The sequence below is a fragment of the Cellulophaga fucicola genome, assembly GCF_900119145.1.
Taxonomy (GTDB): Bacteria; Bacteroidota; Bacteroidia; order Flavobacteriales; family Flavobacteriaceae; genus Cellulophaga; species Cellulophaga fucicola.
The window spans coordinates 15030-33989 of the sequence record NZ_FPIY01000007.1; the positions used below are offsets into that span (position 1 = coordinate 15030).

Sequence of the window (18960 nt, forward strand, 5' to 3'; positions counted from 1 at the left end):
CATTTATGGTAGTATTCTAATAGTCTCTTCCCCTTATTTCTCTTCTGATTTGATACTTTTATTTCAGAAAAATAAAATAAAAAATGAAACACCTTTTCCTGCTTCTTTATATTGGTTTTTGTTTATCTGTATGTGCTAACGAGTATAATGTTATGGATTATGGCGCAAAAGCCAATGGCACAACCTTAGATACAAAAGCTGTACAAAAAGCTATTGATTTATGCTCCAAACAAGGTGGCGAAAAAGTTTTAATTCCTGCTGGTAAAACAGTACTTATTGGCACTATATATTTAAAAGATAATGTAACACTTTATCTGCAAAATGGTGCTGTACTTTTAGGCAGTCCAGATTACAAAGACTATACAACAGATACCCACAAAAATACTTATAAGAATGAACCTCATATGGACAGGTGTTTAATTTTTGCTGATGGAATAAACTCTTTTTCTATAGAAGGTAATGGAACAATTAATGGCAACGGTTTTCCTAACAATTTTACAAAAGAAAAAGGCGGTAGACCAATGATGTTACGCTTTCTTAATTGTAATAATATTAAAATTAAAGATGTAACTCTTATAAACTCTGCTTCTTGGACTTCTGCTTGGTTATATTGTAATGAAATTGTTGTAGACGGTATTAAAATTACAAGTAGAGTTAACCACAACGGAGATGGTTTAGATTTTGATGGTTGTACCAACGTACGTGTTTCTAATTCTTCTTTTAATACTAGTGACGACTCTATTTGCTTGCAAACATCTAGGCCAGATAAACCTTGTAAAGACATTGTAATTAACAATTGCGTATTTACCAGCAAATGGGCCGCTATGCGCATTGGGTTAGCTTCTAGAGGAGATTTTGAGTCCGTTACTGTAAGCAATTGTACGTTTCATGACATACAAGATTCCGGACTAAAAATACAAATGAATGAGGGTGGTGAAATGAAAAACATGATTTTTTCTAACATTGTCATGAAAAACGTTCCTAGACCTATTTTTATGACTTTCTGCCAACAAAGAGCTGGTACAGATACTCCTGTGAAAATGCTTCCTATGAAGGCTATGCATTCTTTCTCTTTCAATAATTTTATTATAGATAATAAAGATTTAGATAAAAACTCTGCTATTTTTTTAACTGGTATGCCTAAAAATTACATTACAGACATACAGTTAAACAATATACAAATGACAGTTTCTGGCGGTGGAAATAAAATAGACGCTAATAGAACAGATATTAAAGAGTATACTTTAGAAACCTTAGGCAATTGGTGGCCAGAATTTAGTCTAGTTGGCACATTACCTGCTTCTGGTATTTATGCCAGACATATTAATGGTTTGTTTATAAACAACTTTTATTTACATACTGTTTTAGATGATAAAAGACCTGCTGTTGTTTTAAATGATGTTCTACATTTTAATAGCAATTCTATTTTTTTAAACCGAAAAAAACAAACTATTAAAGACAACTAACATAGGACTTAATGCCCCTACAGAACTATCTATAATATATTCAAAAAAACAAGTACTTAAACCAAATATAAAACCTTAAACTAACTAAAATGAAATCTATTTTACGTGTAACTAAAAAAATCACATTACTACTAATTTTTATTTGTGTTGGGCAATCTTTTGCTCAAAAAGCTCCGTTTTTTAAAGATGGACAAGACCCAAAGCCTACCCATAAAAAATGGAAGCTAGTAAAAAACATGTCTGATGAATTTAAAGGCAAGAAAGTAAATGAGAGTAAATGGCAAATATCTGGTCAAGGATGGATTGGCCGTGCTCCAGGATTATTTTTAGCCGATAATATTAAGGTTAAAGATGGTAGTTTACAAATTACAACTACTCTATTAGACAAACCAATTATTAAAAACGGAAAAACATTTACGCACGGTGGTGGTTATGTAGGCTCTGTAAACGCAATGAAATACGGGTTTTACGAATGTAAAATGAAAGCCAACAAAACCTTTATGTCTTCTACTTTTTGGTTGATAAATGAATCTAGAGAACTTAAAGGTTGTGATAAAAGGGTTACAGAACTAGACATACAAGAAACTGTGGGGCAAATTGTAAACAAAGCAGAATGGATGAAACATTTTGATGAATCTATGAACTCTAACACACACAGTAGAAACATACCGGAAGGTTGTGACTTTGAAAAAGGCTCTGTAAAATCTAAAGGCAGTCTTAATAGTAAAACATATGATGATTTTCATGTATACGGAGTGTGGTGGAAATCTAAAGATGAAATTTTATTTTTTATAGATGGCAATTTTGTCTCCAAAGTAAAGCCTGCGGCAGATTTTAATATAGATATGTATTTAAGAATGGTTGTAGAAACGTATGACTGGAATCCGGTTCCTGAAGATGGCGGAATGAACGGTTCTAAAGAAGAAAGAACTACTACCTACAACTGGGTAAGAACTTGGAAATTAGTAGACACTAAATAATATGAAAAGACTAAAAATAACATTAATAATGAGTTGCCTTTTTTTAACGGCTAATACTGTATGTGCGCAAAATTTTCCTTTTATATTACCTAAGGAAAAACCCAAACAACCGTTAAGCACTGCTATGCAACGTAATTACGATAATTACTTAGCGCCAAGACCAGAGGATAATGAACTGTATACTCAGTTTAAATATACCAAAGTAGAAGGTTTAGATTATAGTAATGATGACGGTACAGTTAGCCGTAGAGATCCATCTAAAATTATTTTTGAAAACGGAAAATACTATGTTTATTATACACACAGAAAAACCGAAACACCTCCTAAAGGAGCCAAACAAGCTACAGAAACTATACCTTCTGCAGATTGGGATTTGTCTGAAATTTGGTATGCTACCAGTGTAGATGGTTTTAATTGGAAAGAACAAGGTGTTGCTATACCTAGACCTCCAGAACCAGCATTAGGTCATAGATCTGTGAGCACTGCAGATATTTTAAAATGGAAAGGAAAATACTATATGTATTATCAAGGTTTTAGTGAAGCTAGTGGTTTACGAGGAGATGATTGCCCTGTACTAATGTCTCATGCAGATTCTCCAAATGGACCTTGGACAGCAACTAACAAAATTATAATTCCCAACGGCCCAAAAGATACTTGGGATCAATTCTCTATTCATGACCCTTATCCTTTGGTTTATAAAGACAAAATATACTTGTATTATAAATCAGATTTTGATGGTGATCCAAATTTAATAAGAATGCAAGGTTTAGCCACAGCAGACTCCCCTTTTGGCCCCTTTACAAAAAGTAAACTAAACCCTGTGTTAACATCTGGTCATGAAACTACTATGTTTCCTTTTAAAGATGGTATTGCAGCATTAACTATTAGAGACGGTAATGAGCATAATACGGTGCAATTTGCAAAAGACGGAGTTAATTTTGAGATTGCTTCTTTAGTAGAGATGATGCCTGCCGCAGCTGGTCCTTATGTACCAGACGCTTTTACAAATACTAAAAATGGTGTTGGTATTACTTGGGGATTATCTCATTTTACAAATGCCACTACATGGGATAAAAATCACGCTATTTTAGTGCGTTTCGATTGTGATTTAAGTCAGGCAATTAACGATCCTGAAATGAAAAAACACCACGTTTATCATAGACCAGAGGTGTATTTAAAACAAAGTTTAAGTAAAAAACAAAAAGAACGTATAACTACAAATAATAAGGAATTACAAAAATCCAAATAAAAAATAACATCTTAAAAAAAGCCCAAACAAGAGTATAAATTGTTTGGGCTTTTTTATGAATATATATTCTAAATTTTAGTTTTTTCTCCTGTATCTCTGTAGTTATTATAGGTTGTAAAAAGGCTTTTTACTTTAGATGCATATTTAGGAGCATCTATCAAGTTTTGTTTTTCATTCTCCGTAATATTGGTATTTAGGTTAAATAATGCAACAGGTTTTCTAGTACTATCAGTCTTATCTTTTTTATCAAAAGCTATAATTAATTTCCAACCGTCTTTAATAATTATTGCTTCTTTACCCGTACCAGACTGTGTTACCAAATAAGAATGTACTTCTGTATTTTTATTCTCTCCTAGAAAAATAGGCAATAAATTAGCAGAATCTTTTGCTTGGTTTTCTTCAATTTCCTGATTTGTAATTGCTGCAAGTGTACTAAGAATATCAATACTTAAAACTGGTATTTTAGATGTACTACCAGACTTAATTTTTCCCGGCCACCAGACAATAAAAGGTACTCTATGTCCGCCTTCATAAGCTTGGTTTTTTCCGCCTCTATAAATATCATTAGATTTATGTCCCGCTTTTATACTTTTCTTTTTTAATAAACCTCCATTGTCTGATGTAAATACAATTACGGTATTATCATAAACACCTTTCTTTTTTAATGCAGCTACAAGCATTGCCATTTGCACATCTAACTCTTTTACCATATCTAAATGTTTAGATGGCGTTTCACCTGCAATTTTTTCTCCATTAAGTTTTTTGGTTGGTGTGTGTGGTAAGTGCACAGCCAAGGAACAGTAATACATAAAAAAAGGTTTGTCTGTATCTGCGTTAGCAATATAATCTACAGCTTTATTTACAAGTAATGGCCCCATATTGTGCGGATCCCAATTTGTATCTCCTAAGCCTTCATCTTTATCTAGAGTAACCCCTATTTTTGTCATATTCTCTTGTGAAATATAACCAATTTCTGAGTTTTTTTCTAAAGGCATCCACTCTTCGTTTTCATATACAACATATGGCACGTTTTGTATACCTGCAGGAAAAGTTAAACTGTAATCAAAACCATTATCTAAAGGTCCTTTACCTACTATTTTGTTTACATCTACATCTAATTCTACTCTTTTTCTAGGTGATCTGTATATTTCTGTAGCGCTTCCTTTTTTTAAAAAATCCATTCCAAAACCCCATTTGCCAAAAAAAGCTGTTTGGTATCCTGCATTTTTCATAAGCTTACCAAGTGTTAATTGGTCTGACTTAATGGGTGATGGTTGATATGATCCCCACACTCCCCAAGGAGCATAACTACGGTAGCAATTATTACCTGTCATTACTGCATATCTAGATGGCGCACATAACGCAGCAGGTGAATGTGCATCTGTAAAAGTCATTCCGCTTTTAGCTAAATTATCTATAGCGGGAGTTTTTAAAACTACATTATTGCTGTTCATTTGTCTGTAATAAGAAATATCGCCCACACCAATATCATCTGCTAAAACAACAATTACATTTGGTTGCTTTTGCGCGGAAACTTGTATTGTAAGAACAATACTTACTATAAAAACAATTTTCTTTAACATACTTTCTTATTTTAACATTAGCCAATTTAGGTTTACAATTTTATCTGCTCCCCAAACAGACTTAAAAACAACTACAATATTTTGCATCCCAGAAACTTCTTTTAAAAGATCTGTTTCTATGGTTTGCCAAGTATTCCATCCACCAGTATATTTTATAGGAAACTCTGCAATTAAATCTCCTTTAGGATTGCCTAAATGTACCTCCATAGAACCTATTCTTTGTCCGCTTGCAATACGTGCAACCATTTTTTTAGCAGAACCATTTGCAAAATCTACATTATTAAACCTTACGTTACTCATCATTTTGGTATCTGTAACCATCCACCCAATAGGCTCATTACCACCTACAAAACTAGTTTTTGCTCCACTAATATCGTTATACCTATCTATTTGTATTTTTTCTCCTATGGTTGGTGCGCCTATGCCTCTTAATGTTGGTTTTACACGGGCTATGGTTCCATCTTCTTTAAATGTCATATAATCTGCACGCATAGATCTTAATTTGTTGTAACCGCTAATTTCCCACCAATGGTAAAATAATATCCATTTTCCTTTGTATTTTACAACAGAATGATGATTAGTACCATTGCCTAGGTTGTCCATTATTTTACCTCTATACGTAAAAGGCCCTAAAGGATTGTTACTTGTAGCGTATGCAATAGTGTATCCTTCATTTGCAAATACATGCGCAAAGGTTAAGTAATACATACCGTTTGCTTTTATAGGAAAAGAACCTTCTTTGTAGCCTGCTGGCAAACCTTCAATTTTTATGGGTTTTGAAGCTACTTCTTTCATATTACCTTTTAAAGGTGCTACAAATAATTTTTCTCCTCCTCCAAAATATAAATAGGCTTTACCATTGTCATCTAACAACAATCCTGGATCTATACCTTCTACATTTTTTATATAGTTTTTTTCCCATTTAAATGGCCCTGTAGGGCTTTTAGAAGTACCAACTCCTATACGTCTAAAAGAAGACTTATCTACTGGTTCCGCAGGGTAATAATAGTAATATGTATCTCCTTTTTTAATACAATCTGGTGCCCACATTCCGTATGAGTTTTTTTTACCCCAAGGCACGCTATTTTGATCTAAAACAACACCATAGTCTTTCCAAGTATTACCGCCTTCTAAAGAATACATATGATAATCTGGCATACAAAATTTTGGAGCTTCTATACCTTCTTCTGGTACAATGTCATGAGACGGATAAACATACAACTTACCATTAAAAACACGAGCAGTTGGGTCTGCTGTAAATATATCTGTTACCAAAGGGTTTTGTGCTTTTAAACCATTGCCTATTAATAGCAGTATTACAAAAAATTGTAAAACGTTTTTCATATAAATATTTATTTTAATTAAATGTGTTTTTGATAAGTATACTAATCCGCATGAGCGTCTATGGCCCCTCCAATATTATTTTCTTTGTATCCTTCTAAAATAACCTTAAATGCGTGCGCATACTTAGTTGGGAATGTCCTAGGAGCTTCTATTACAAGTCCTCTCTGATCTCTTTTCCAATTAATTTTTTCATTACTACCCAATAGTGTTATGTTTTCTATTTTAGAATTTAAAACCCCTATAGAAGTAGATAAAGATTTTACAATAACTTCTTTTTCAGGAGTATCCATTACTATAATGTAGAATTCATTATCAGATTTTTTAGTAAACCTAATATCCGCGTTTGTATATTCTATTTTAAATTTTTCAACTTTATGCCCGCCTTCTGGTAAACGTGTTGGTCCTTCTCCAAAAATTGTCCAAGGTCTTGTACCGTAAATTGCATCTCCATTTACAGCTAACCAACTCCCCATATCTAACAATAAATTTTTCATTTCATTTGGTATAGAACCATCAGGATTTGGCGGTACGTTTAAAAGCATTAATCCATTTTTAGACACAATATCTACAAGTATATCTACAAGCTCGTTTGGAGTTTTAAATTTTGCGTTTGGTCTGTAAAACCAAGCCCCAGGAGAGGTGTCAGTTAACCATGAAGCCGATTTTGGCTGATTAGGTCTTCCACGCTCATAGTCTTTAACAGCTGTAGTTTCTGGAAAAGTAGTTTCTTTATAAGACACCACTACTTCTTTGTTCCATTCTATTCCTTTGTTGTAGTAATAGGCTAAAAATTGTTGCCTACTTTCTTCAGTCATATTCTCTAACCACCAGTCAAACCAAATTAAATCTGGTTGGTACACATCTATATATTCTTTAATTTTAAGCCACCAATCATTATAAAAATCTTCATCTGGAGTATTAGATTCTAATGAATGCGGATTTGTATATAAGTCATAATCTTTAGGGCTTATGCCACCGTGTTTATGCGCAGGTGCAAAATATTTCCAAGTAAATGCATGATGAAAAGAAGCCATAAATTTTAGCCCCTTTGCCTCTATTTCTTTTTTTAGTTCTGCTGATGGATCTATGTCTCCATAATTTATAGAGTTCCAACGTGTAACCTTACTGTTCCACATAGCAAAATTATCATGATGCATAGCTACGGGTCCTGCAAACTTTGCTCCAGATTTAGCAAACAAGTCTGCCCATTCTTTTGCATTAAAAGCTGTTGGAGAAAACTGTTCTATTATATGCTTATAACCGTATTTAGCTGGGTTACCATACTTTTTTTTATGGTGGACATAGTTTGTTGTTGGCTTGCCGTTTTTAGTTGGTACTTTTTTTCCATCTTCATACATTTTCATTCCGTGCCAACCTGCATAATATTTAGTTGGGTCTGTACCTTCAAAAGCAGAAGAAACTGGTCCCCAATGCGCATAGATTCCAAATTTTGCATCTTGAAACCAATTTGGAGCTGCATTTACTTTTTCTAATGACTCCCAACTCTCTTTATATGGCTTACTGTTATTTTTTTGTTCTTTTGATGATTGACTATAACCAAGTGCAGTTATACTAAGAGCTACTATTGTTAATTTAAATTTTATCATACTTAAAAAGGGGTATTATAATTACAAAAAGGGATACTTGTTGTTATAAACAACACTTTCAAAATTAATTTAATAGCCTTTGCAAGCAGATAACGTATGTTTTAGAATATAGAACGGATGATGAATTACATTATAAATACTACTTATTTACATACTTTTTAGGGAAAGAAGTAATTGGCGTAATACTTAAATTTTTATAATATACCTCAGCAGCTTCAGACTGTATTTGTATTTTTCCTTTAGTTACTGGTGTAACAATACCATTTTTTAAATAACGGGCATTTTTTACCCTGTTTACAACTTTACCGTTTACAAGGTGTATACTTTCTGGCCCCAAACAATAAATTTCTAATGTATTCCATTCTCCGTTTGGCTTCTCAAACATTCCAAATTTACTTGCCTGACCAGACTCAAATTCTGCGCCCCATTTTAAAGGAACCAATTCTGCATTAGGATTATATACAAAAAATGCCTTTCCGTTTTTAGCATACTTTTTTTCTGCGGGAACATCTCCAAAAACATCTGTTAGAGCAATAAAATCTCCACAATCTCCTTCTTGTACTTGAAACTCTAAGCTAGACATCCAAACATTCCAAAAAGCTCCGTGTGGCCCCTTTGCGTGGTATAAAATTCCGCTATCTCTTTTGGTACGTAAGCGTGGCTCCCATTTTTTTTGTCCCCATTTAAACTGTACAGATAAGTGGTAGTTTCCGTATTCTTTTTTAGTTGTTAAGCCACCGTAAATTTCTCCTGTTATTTTTAATACAGGCGTATTACCTTCTTTTATAACTGAAAAAACATTTTTAATATCTTTGTTTAAACCTAAGGGCTTTCCTGTTTTTACATCTGTAAACTTTTCTACATCTAAATCTACAGAAGTATGTACGGCTCCCATCCAAACTTCCCAATTAGACAAGTTATCATCAAACAAATTAGCAGTAGACGAGCTTGTGTTTTTTTTAACCTTAGTAGCTTTGCACCCAAAAAAAATTAAAGCGGTTAATATTATAATAAAAACGGGTGCTTTTTTTGAAAAAAATACGTTCATAACAGACATCACTTTAAAATAAAAAAGCCAAAATTTTAAACTAATAAAATCTTGGCCCTTAATAACATTAAACAATTTAACTACATTTCTAACTCAATAACATATGCAAAGTCGCTTGGTTTTTCTTTAGGCATTGTAACCATTAAACCTTTATTATCTTGACTCCATTTAATCTCTTCTGTACTACCCAATACTTTTGCACTGGTAATATTAATATCTTTTGCATATGTTGCTCCTTTAGCTAAAGATTCTATAGTTACAACACCATCTTTAGGCCAATCTAACACAATAGCATATAATTTATTTTCTTTGGTTGTAAACCTAATATCTTTAGAAGATAGATCTTTATTATTACCCTCAGAGTGGTGACCTTTTTTAACCTCTGTTGGTCCTTCTCCAAACGTTTTCCAATAGGTAGTATCATAAATTGCTTCGCCATTAATTGCCAACCAGTCTCCTATTTGGAGTAAAATTTCTTTTTGATCTTCTGGTATTGTTCCGTCTGATTTTGGACCTACATTTAATAATAGATTTCCATTTTTACTTACTATATCTACCAAATCATCTACAATTTGGTTGGCTGTTTTAGACTGCCAATTAGATACATAACTCCAAGAGTTTTTTCCTATTGATGTATCTGTTTGCCAAGGCAACTTACGTATACCTGGTAACTTACCACGTTCTAAATCATAAATAACTGTACCCTCTGGAAAAGCTTCATGTGAAAAGTTTTTGTCTTGCAGCACAACTTCTTTACCCCACTCTAGACCTTTATTGTAGTAGTAAGCTGCTAATTTTGGTCTTTGGTCTGCAAAATCTGGAATATCTAAATAAAAATCGAACCACATAATATCTGGTTGGTAATTGTCTATAATATCTTTAGTTCTTGCCCACCATAATTCTTTAAATTCTTTAGAAACTGGCTCGTTTAAATTTTTACCTTTAGTTGAGTACAAATCTGCATATGCCGGGTCTGTAGTATCAAAATGATCTTTTTTATTGAAGAATGACCAATTAAAAGCAAAATGAGAAGACGCACCCATAATCATACCCTTTTGCCTTCCTGCTTTAAATAACTCTCCTAGAATATCTCTTTTAGGTCCCATATCTACAGAGTTCCAACGAGTAATATTAGACTTGTACATTGCAAAACCATCATGATGTTCTGCAACAGGAATTACATATTTTGCTCCTGATTTCTTAAATAAATCTATCCATTCGTTTGCGTCAAACTTTTCACCTTTAAACATTGGTATAAAGTCTTTATAACCAAACTCTTTTTGATCTCCCCAATTTGCTTTATGATGCGTATATACATCTGATGGCCCTTTTTTTTCTGGCTTTAACTGCGCAGAAAAAGTAGCAGTGTCCATATACATTTTACGTGGATACCATTCTGATGAATATTCAGGAACACTATAGGCTCCCCAATGAATAAAAATTCCGAATTTTTTTTTATTAAACCAAGTTGGATCTTTATAATTTTTTTTGATAGATTCCCAATTTGCTTCGTAAACTGGCTTTACTTCTTGAGTTACTTCTTCTTTCTTTTCCTTTTTATCTGCACAAGACAGAATAGTTAATGAAAGAATAAAAAAGCTCAGTACTATATATTTTCCACTTTTCATATCAATAGATCTTAATAGGTTGTTCTAATTATCTAAAGCGAAATTCCAATTATACTTTTAAAAGCATTAAAACGTATGTTTTTTATAGTAGACCAAATGTCTAATTCCTTGTTTTTACTACTATTTAAGCCTAGAAATAAGAATTGCATCTGCTGTTTCTGCCCAAGGAGACTTAAACTTTCCTTGTTTTTCTATTGCAACCTCTTTTGTAAACTCTCCTGTTATTGTATTAAACCACTGCATAGTTCGGTTTTCTTCTTTCTTTTTTAAAAATGCAGCATCTATTCCGTAGTTTTCTTTGTGTATGTATAGTAGAACTGTGCCTTTATCATCTGTTAAGTTATAGCCACTACCATTATGCCACGGAGTTGGTTTCATTTTATGAAACTGAAACTTGCTAAACAGTTTTTGCATATGATTAAAGTATGCAAACTTTGGCTTATTAAATTCTTTAGGTTGCTCAAAAGGGTTATAAATTATTACATTCCAAGAAGTACCCTGCCAATAATAAGTTGTATACACACCCGAAAACAAACACATATAGTTACGGCGTAAACAGGTTTCTGCATTGGTATAATCTCCTGTAAAAACGGTATACGGAGACTCTTCATAACCACCGTGCTCTATATTAAATATGGGCTTGTTTTTAAATTTTGTTTTGGCTTCTAACATTTTATTATAAATATTATGAGACCAATTTTGAGAAGAAATAAAATCTACTTTATCAGGAAAATTAGAACAATATTTATAATCATGTACAGAAACCAACCTATTGTATTTATCGTTTGCTTTTAACCTTTCTATTCTTCCGTGAATATAATCTTCATCTGCTCTACCATAATACAACGCCTCTTTAGAAATATCCCATACTATATTAGGAAAAGCCTGGTATCTTTTTACCACATAATCAAAATACATATTGTCTGCATTAGTGTTCATCCCTGGCCAAGCTACTAGTTTGTTCCAAACATAAATCATTAAATGAGATGCTATGCGTTTGTTATGCATTAAACTAATTGTACGATCTAATTTTTTGAAAAATTCTGGATTTAGAGCTGAGTAATTTGGATTGTCATTATTCCCTAGAAAAGGAAAAATATCTTTTGGACCACCAAATTCATGTTCTGGATGTTGCTCTAATTTAGAATCTTTGGTCCAGCTAACATCATAAGAAAAAACGTTCATCACTACCTGATTAAATCCGTTTTGGTTTAAAAGGTTTAAAAGATGCTCTGTTTTTGGCAATCCTTTTTTGTCGTGGTAATCTAAAGCATAAAGCCAGTCACACTCAAAAGCCAATAAAAAATAAGGTGTACCATCTTCATAATAAAAATTTTGAGGATCATTTTGTTGTATCACTAGTCCTCCATGATTATCAACAACAGCAGAAGACACAACTACACTACCTTTTTTATTATTTATTTTTTTTACGTCTCCTTGAATTGTAAAACTCCATTTACCCTCTAAAGAACTAGAGAACCGTATTACCCATTCTTTATTACCATTATAAAAACCTGGTACTTGTTGTGCTGTACCATTACTATGGGTAAAAACAGCGTAAAAATTAGTTTTATAAGGCGATGCTACTTTTTGGTTTGTAGTAAATATAATGTCTAGAACCTCCCATTTAGGAATTTTAAAAACAATGTTAGACTTGTAGTTTTCTTTTTTAAGTTGACTAGTTGCTGTTGAAAAAATAAACAACAGAATAACAACTAAAAGCCTTTGTCTATTTTGCATAACACTGTTTTTATTTACTTATAAATTTAATCGTTCCAATGCTCGTCTATCACTTTTTGTATGTGCGGAAACTTACTACCATCTTCTTCGTTTAAGCTTTTACGCTTTTCTTTTAACTGTTGTTTAAGTTCCTTAATTATATCTTTATACGCAGGGTCATTGTAGGCATTATTCATTTCTTTAGGATCTTTAGATAAATCATAAAACTCCCAAGCAACTGGCGTATCCATCTCAAACTTATTACCCCAACTTTTTTTGTTCCATGTGGCATTAGGGTCTTTGGTATCTACCCAATATTTACCATAAAAAAATATTAATTTGTATTGTTTTGTTCTAATACCAAAATGCGCTGGATTTGCATGCGCATGTGCCATATGCATCCAATACCTGTAGTAGGTAGACTGTTGCCAATCTTTTGGTTCTTTACCTGTTTCTAATATTGTTTTAAAACTATGTCCCTGCATTTGTTTTGGAGCTTTACCACCTGCTAAATCTATTAAAGTAGGTGCAAAATCTGCATTGTTAATTATAGCATCTGTTCTAGTACCTGCTTTTATTTTTTCTGGGTAACGCACAAAAAATGGCATACGCATAGACTCATCATACATCCATCTTTTATCTATATAATCATGTTCTCCTAGCATAAAACCTTGATCACCTGTATACACAATTATAGTATTATCATACAAGCCTTCTTCCTTTAAAAACTTTACTAGTCTTGCAACGTTATCATCTACACCTTTTACGCAACGTAAATATCTTTTTAAATACTCTTGATATGTTTTATGCGTATATTCTTTATCACTTATATCTAAAGAAATAGCATTAGAAACATTAAACTCTGGGTTAGAAATTTTTGTAAATTCATTAGACCAGATTCTCATTCCCATACCTCTTACTATATTTCTTTTAGATACTGATGAGCCAATAACGCGTAGTAAAGAGTCATTAGCACCTCTTGTTGCAATAGAACCATTATTTCCATTTTCATACAAACTTGCAGGTTCTGGTATGTATGTATTTTCTAAATAATCTTTATAGCGCGGTGCATACTCAAAATCGTCATGAGGTGCCTTGTAATGGTGCATTAAAAAGAATGGTTTGTCTTTATTACGTTTATCTTTTAACCAAGCAATAGTTAAATCTGTAATATTATCACTAGAATGCCCTTTTGTTTGTATTCTATTTTTAGGCCATTCTTGCTCTCCTTGTACTATAAATTCAGGGTTATGGTATTTACCTTGTCCTGGCAATACCGCATAATAATCAAAAACAGCAGGTTCATCTTCTAAATGCCATTTGCCAACTACAGCAGCCTCATACCCCAGTTTTTTCATTTCTTGCGGCAAATATTGTCTTTCTGGCGGTACGTGACCTTCTAAATCTAACACGCCGTTTGCCTGACTGTATTGCCCTGTAATCATAGTTGCTCTACTTGGTGTACAAATAGAATTTGTAACAAAGCAATTGTCAAAAATTATACCCTCGTTTGCAATTTTATCAAGATTTGGAGTAGGGTTTAAACTTGCCAACCTGCTACCATATATACCAAAAGCCTGTGATGTATGATCATCTGCCATGATATAAATAATATTTGGCTTTTTAATTTCTGTGCTAGTTTCTACTTTTTCTTTACAAGAAATTGCAACAACAATAAGTAGAGAAAAACAAAATACCTTTTTAAGCATTATTGGTGGTTTTAGTTTGATAAAATAAAAAGCGCTAATTAAAGCGCTTTACAAAAGTTACATTTTTTTACGGAATGAAGAATAACATATGATTTTATGAATAAAACATATGATTAATACACTTAATCTGCTTTAACCGGTTTAAAAATTCTAATCCAATCTACTTTAAATGTATTATTCTCTTCATTAGCCAATTCTGCATCTGAAGGAGTTATATTTTTGTCTGATCTCCAAGTTTGGTCTTCTGCATTAATAATAATATCCATAGGCTTACTTAAACCTTTACCCTCTGCAAAATCATTAGGATCTATCATATCTTCACCAGAAGTTGTTCTTACCAATTTACCATTAATATAATATTCTAAATGAAAAGGATCCCTCCAGTAAACACCTACTCTATGAAATTCTTCTCTCCACAATGTGCCAACCTCATCTTTATACCAACTACCAGAATCTGTTGGTTGGTAATCTTGAAAAGGATCTCTAATAAACATATGATGACTTAAGTGAATACGCTCTGCATACCAGGTTTGGTCTGCTTCTGCTAACTCAGAATAACTTGCTCCATAAGCCTCTACAATATCTATTTCTTGAGTATCATCTGAACTTAAAAGCCAAACATCTGATGCCAAAGTAGTATTTGCTATTTTTACATTTGCCTCTATATACACAGGGTATATTACTTGCTCTTTAGATGTAATACATCCTAAATGAATTTTATTAGAATTTGGCACTCTACTTGCTACCATTTGTAAATAACCATCTTTTACTAAAGAGTGGTCTCTTTTCCATTCTGTTAATCCTGGACCAGACCATTGGTTGTGATAAAAGTCTGTCCATTTTGCATTAAACTCTGCTCCTTTGTTAGCTGCTTCTGCCTCATAGTCAAAACTGTCTGACATATCTTGAAATTCCCAAACATTACCTTCTCCTGCATTTGGAGGCACCGGAATTGTTTTCCATGTTACTTCTGGTTCTTCTGTTGGGGTATCTGGAGTTTCTACTATCTCTTCTTTTTCTTCCAATTTGTTTGTTGAATCGTTATTGCTACAAGAGACAGCGTAAAAAAATAAGAACAGTATTGCTACATTAAATTTCATCATAATAAATTAATTAGTTTGGCTCAAAGTTGTAGAATGATTGTGATTTTTACACAAAAAAAAACTGTACAAAAAATAGACAACGCCCTTTTTTTTATAAAAAAAGGCTTCACATTAATAGTGAAGCCTTAATATTCTTATTCTTTTAATTTTTATGGTCTTTCATCTACTTCCATAACTCTAATATCATCAAAATAAACAACACCCATACCATTATGTCTTATATAAATTTCATAATCACTAGCGGTTGCAGATGCTGTAAATCTTTGATCAGGACTTACCGTTACCCAAGTATCTTCTGCAGCTGAAGCTATCACATTATTCCAAAATTGAAAAATAGTTTCTCCTCCCTTTTGTATCCATGGACCATTCATATTTATTGCTGCTCCAGCTTGTTTGTATATTTTATACTCTAATTGATAAGTTACACCTGCTGTTAATGTGTATTGATCTACTATATTTTGAAATCCAGACCATGCACCTGCAGCAGCCGCATCTACTTTCATACTATATATACCACTTGCTGCTTGTTCTGTTGATGGAGCAACGGTTGTTGTTGGTAAATTATCATCTTTAATACTCCAATTAGCACCACCATCTTCTATATCGAAACGTACAGCCTCATGCTGATACATTTGAACAGGCAAATCTGTAAAAGCACCAGGAATACGAGTGTCTGATGACTCTAGCGTTCCATTACCATCATAAGAAACAGTAATATTATCTGATCTGTAAATTTGATCCTGGAGCTTAATTTCTAAAATAGTAGCATTAGAAGAATTTAATCCTACTGATGAAATTGCAAAAGGAGAACCATTTACATTTACAGTAAAATGAGATTTTTGATCCGTAAAAGGTGCAAACTCTCCATTGTAAGGTATTTGTATTGTTTGATCTTCTAATTCTGATATATCGCTAGCTACCTCAAAAGGTAAGGATGATGGCACAACTTTAATAGTTGCAGCTATATTATACTTTTCATAACCTGCAGGTATTGTTTCTCCCTGTCTACTAAGGTTTAATACAGCCTTAAATTCTCCTAATTTGTTTAATTGTATAACCGCAAGAGAATCTGTGCTTGTAATACCTGCAACTTGCCATGACCATGTATTTGGACGCCCTATAGTTGTTACATCTACAAACTCTAATTCTGACCCAGCTTCTACAGTAATTACATCACTTTCCGATTCATGAGGAACAACTATTCCGTTTTGACGAATTAGTATTTGCGGCATAATAGCATCATAAACATCTACTACAAAAGTAGTATCTATAACCCATTTATTACCTACTTCCTTAGCCGGAAAAACAAAACCATCTGCTCCTTTAAACTCTACGTATTCTTTAAACTCGTTATAAAGGTTTACTTTTTTTAAGCCTCCTTTTGTAAATAAAACGTGTACTGTTTTATCTGCACTCTCTAAAGATTCTGGCTTAATAATAAACTCATCAAAAATAGAATCTTTACGAGTAATTGGGCCTTTTAAAAAATGACTTCCCTCTTCTATTGTCCATTTATGTGATATTTCTCCTTGAGATAAGTCTGAAAATGACGCAAAGTCATTTACACTTACACTAACTATTTCTTCTCTAAATCCGCTTGTATACCAAGATACATCTGAGAACGAATTAGGAGCATCATAATCATCACTATTACATGCTGTAATAAGCGATATAACTAATGCTATTAAAATTAATCTATTATTCATAATATCTTTTTTTTAGTTATTCAAATTTGGATTAGCTGTAACTTCGCTATTTGGTATAGGGTAGTATCCATGAATACTTTCGTTATAATTTACAGCAGCTTGCGCATAATCTACAAACGTAAAACCATTTGCTAGGGGGCTTTCTCCTTCTCTTAAAATAGAAGCCCATCTTGTTACAGACTTACCTTCTTTATCTGTAAAAGGGAAATCTTCTGCCCAATATCTTCTTTGACTTAAATCTTGAAAACGTTCTTTTAAAACTCCCCAACGTCTTAAATCTAGAAAACGAATTGCATGCCCTTCTTCTGCCAATTCTAATGGTCTTTCTATATACATTAAATGCTCCATTAAACTGTTTGCGTCATAAGCCACATCATCATGATCTGCTGCTGGATAGCTACCAGTACCATTAAGACCTATAAGTTTTAAAGCAGAACGATGTCTTACTTCATTTACCAAAGCCATTGCCTGTTCTACACCACCATCATCTGTACCACCTTTAATTAAGCATTCTGCCAACATTAAGTAAACATCTGCTAAACGTACTAATCTAATATTAACACCAGATCGTGTATTTGGTACTATATCACTCTCTGTTGCTACAGTTGCCCAGTTTGTGTATTTTCTAAAATAAGCTGTTTCTTTATTGTTAAACGGACTTGCATCTGCAGTAGATAAACCTCCGTAATAAGGAGTGTCTTTATCGTCTACTACCGCAATAGAATACGATGCACGTAGTGAGTAAGATCTTGGTCTCATTAAAGTTACAGGATCGCAACCTTCTTCACCATCTTCACAAGCCACAAAGTTTCTAGGATCACTTAAATCCAATTCTTCACTTTTGTAAGCCATTTGCAACCATGTACTTGGCATAGAAGCTCTATAACCTCCTAAATTAGCAGGTGCAAATATTCTACCTAAAGTATTAGATACATTTTGACTATCGTAAGGATTTAATTCTGATTTAAAGTTTACAGAATAACTAACTTCTAAAATAGACTCAGAATTAAATTCACCTGCCTCTGAAAAATTATCGTCTATGTTTTCTACCAAAGACCTACCATATTCTCCGTTAGTAATAATATCATTAAAATATACTGCTGCAGTTGTATAATCTTCTTCATACAAATAGCTTCTGCCTAATTCTGCGGCTGCGGCTGCGCCTGTTACACGGCCAACGTTTGCATTTCCGTCCCATGATGGAGGTAAATTTTCGTATGCAAATTCTAAGTCTGCTAAGTAAAAAGCTTTTACCTCATTTGCAGGACTTAATGGTTGGTAAAAATCGCTTTCTGCTTCTGGAACAAAATCAAAAATTGGCACACTACCTTGGTTATACATATTGTATAGATAACTGTAAGATATTCCTCTAAAAAATTTAGCTTGAGCAATAATTTGAGTTGCAAAATCTATTTTATCTTGGTCTTTATAAGTTGCTATTAATCTTTCTCCGTTTGATATAACTTGGTTAGACCTAAAAATAACAGTATAAGTTGCAGACCATTTATTTCTAATATCATTTTCTGCATCATTAAATGTTTGCAGGTAAAATGCATTTTGCGTGTTTGGTCTACCAAAACCAGGCCAGCTCATATCTGCTCTATGGTTGTCTGATAATACATTAAAAACACTTGTATTTTTAAAAGCGTTATATACAGAAGTTAAACCTCCGTTAAGATCTACGTTATTTTTCCAGAAACTACCTGTTGAAAGCTCGTTAGGATTAGTTTCTTCCAAATAATCATCTGAACATGCTGTACTGCACATAACACACAGTAAAACAACAGCTATTTTGTTAAATATTAATTTTTTCATTTC

At 33.0% G+C, this 18960-nt stretch carries 13 protein-coding genes; 3 read left to right on the forward strand and 10 right to left on the reverse strand.

The window, feature by feature from the left end; genetic code table 11:
• The first annotated feature begins 83 nt into the window (after nucleotides 1–83).
• From BT107_RS16065 to BT107_RS16075, 3 genes are all read left to right on the forward strand, one after another.
• A complete protein-coding gene (locus tag BT107_RS16065; RefSeq protein WP_072304860.1) occupies nucleotides 84–1466 on the forward strand; it encodes a glycoside hydrolase family 28 protein in 1383 nt (460 codons plus the stop codon).
• Nucleotides 1467–1555: 89 nt separating this feature from the next.
• On the forward strand, nucleotides 1556–2446 hold the full coding sequence (locus BT107_RS16070) for a family 16 glycosylhydrolase (protein ID WP_072304861.1): 891 nt from the start codon (nucleotides 1556–1558) through the stop codon (nucleotides 2444–2446).
• A 1-nt stretch (nucleotide 2447) separates the two neighbouring features.
• The gene (locus BT107_RS16075; RefSeq protein WP_072304862.1) at nucleotides 2448–3695 is read left to right on the forward strand and encodes a glycoside hydrolase family 117 protein; all 1248 of its coding nucleotides are present in this window, start codon (nucleotides 2448–2450) and stop codon (nucleotides 3693–3695) included.
• 68 nt (nucleotides 3696–3763) lie between these two features.
• Here the strand turns inward: BT107_RS16075 and BT107_RS16080 are convergent, their stop codons facing one another.
• The 10 genes from BT107_RS16080 to BT107_RS16125 all read right to left on the reverse strand — a co-directional run bounded on the left by BT107_RS16080 (nucleotide 3764) and on the right by BT107_RS16125 (nucleotide 18957).
• Nucleotides 3764–5278, reverse strand: coding sequence for a sulfatase family protein (locus tag BT107_RS16080; RefSeq protein WP_072304863.1), 1515 nt, complete (start codon nucleotides 5276–5278; stop codon nucleotides 3764–3766).
• A gap of 6 nt (nucleotides 5279–5284) precedes the next feature.
• The gene (locus BT107_RS16085; RefSeq protein WP_072304864.1) at nucleotides 5285–6622 is read right to left on the reverse strand and encodes a family 43 glycosylhydrolase; all 1338 of its coding nucleotides are present in this window, start codon (nucleotides 6620–6622) and stop codon (nucleotides 5285–5287) included.
• 41 nt (nucleotides 6623–6663) lie between these two features.
• Nucleotides 6664–8229 (reverse strand): alpha-L-fucosidase, encoded by a 1566-nt coding sequence (locus tag BT107_RS16090; RefSeq protein ID WP_072304865.1) that lies wholly within the window; start codon nucleotides 8227–8229, stop codon nucleotides 6664–6666.
• 139 nt (nucleotides 8230–8368) lie between these two features.
• On the reverse strand, nucleotides 8369–9277 hold the full coding sequence (locus BT107_RS16095) for a 3-keto-disaccharide hydrolase (protein ID WP_072304935.1): 909 nt from the start codon (nucleotides 9275–9277) through the stop codon (nucleotides 8369–8371).
• An 80-nt stretch (nucleotides 9278–9357) separates the two neighbouring features.
• Nucleotides 9358–10905, reverse strand: coding sequence for an alpha-L-fucosidase (locus BT107_RS16100; RefSeq protein ID WP_072304866.1), 1548 nt, complete (start codon nucleotides 10903–10905; stop codon nucleotides 9358–9360).
• A gap of 120 nt (nucleotides 10906–11025) precedes the next feature.
• Nucleotides 11026–12645, reverse strand: coding sequence for a DUF5060 domain-containing protein (locus tag BT107_RS16105; RefSeq protein WP_072304867.1), 1620 nt, complete (start codon nucleotides 12643–12645; stop codon nucleotides 11026–11028).
• Nucleotides 12646–12671: 26 nt separating this feature from the next.
• The gene (locus BT107_RS16110) at nucleotides 12672–14333 is read right to left on the reverse strand and encodes a sulfatase family protein (protein WP_072304868.1); all 1662 of its coding nucleotides are present in this window, start codon (nucleotides 14331–14333) and stop codon (nucleotides 12672–12674) included.
• 122 nt (nucleotides 14334–14455) lie between these two features.
• Nucleotides 14456–15436, reverse strand: coding sequence for a LamG domain-containing protein (locus tag BT107_RS16115; protein WP_072304869.1), 981 nt, complete (start codon nucleotides 15434–15436; stop codon nucleotides 14456–14458).
• Between the two features lie 149 nt (nucleotides 15437–15585).
• On the reverse strand, nucleotides 15586–17142 hold the full coding sequence (locus BT107_RS16120) for a hypothetical protein (protein WP_072304870.1): 1557 nt from the start codon (nucleotides 17140–17142) through the stop codon (nucleotides 15586–15588).
• Nucleotides 17143–17154: 12 nt separating this feature from the next.
• Complete coding sequence (locus tag BT107_RS16125; RefSeq protein WP_072304871.1) at nucleotides 17155–18957, reverse strand: RagB/SusD family nutrient uptake outer membrane protein; 1803 nt, start codon at nucleotides 18955–18957, stop codon at nucleotides 17155–17157.
• Nucleotides 18958–18960 lie beyond the last annotated feature (3 nt).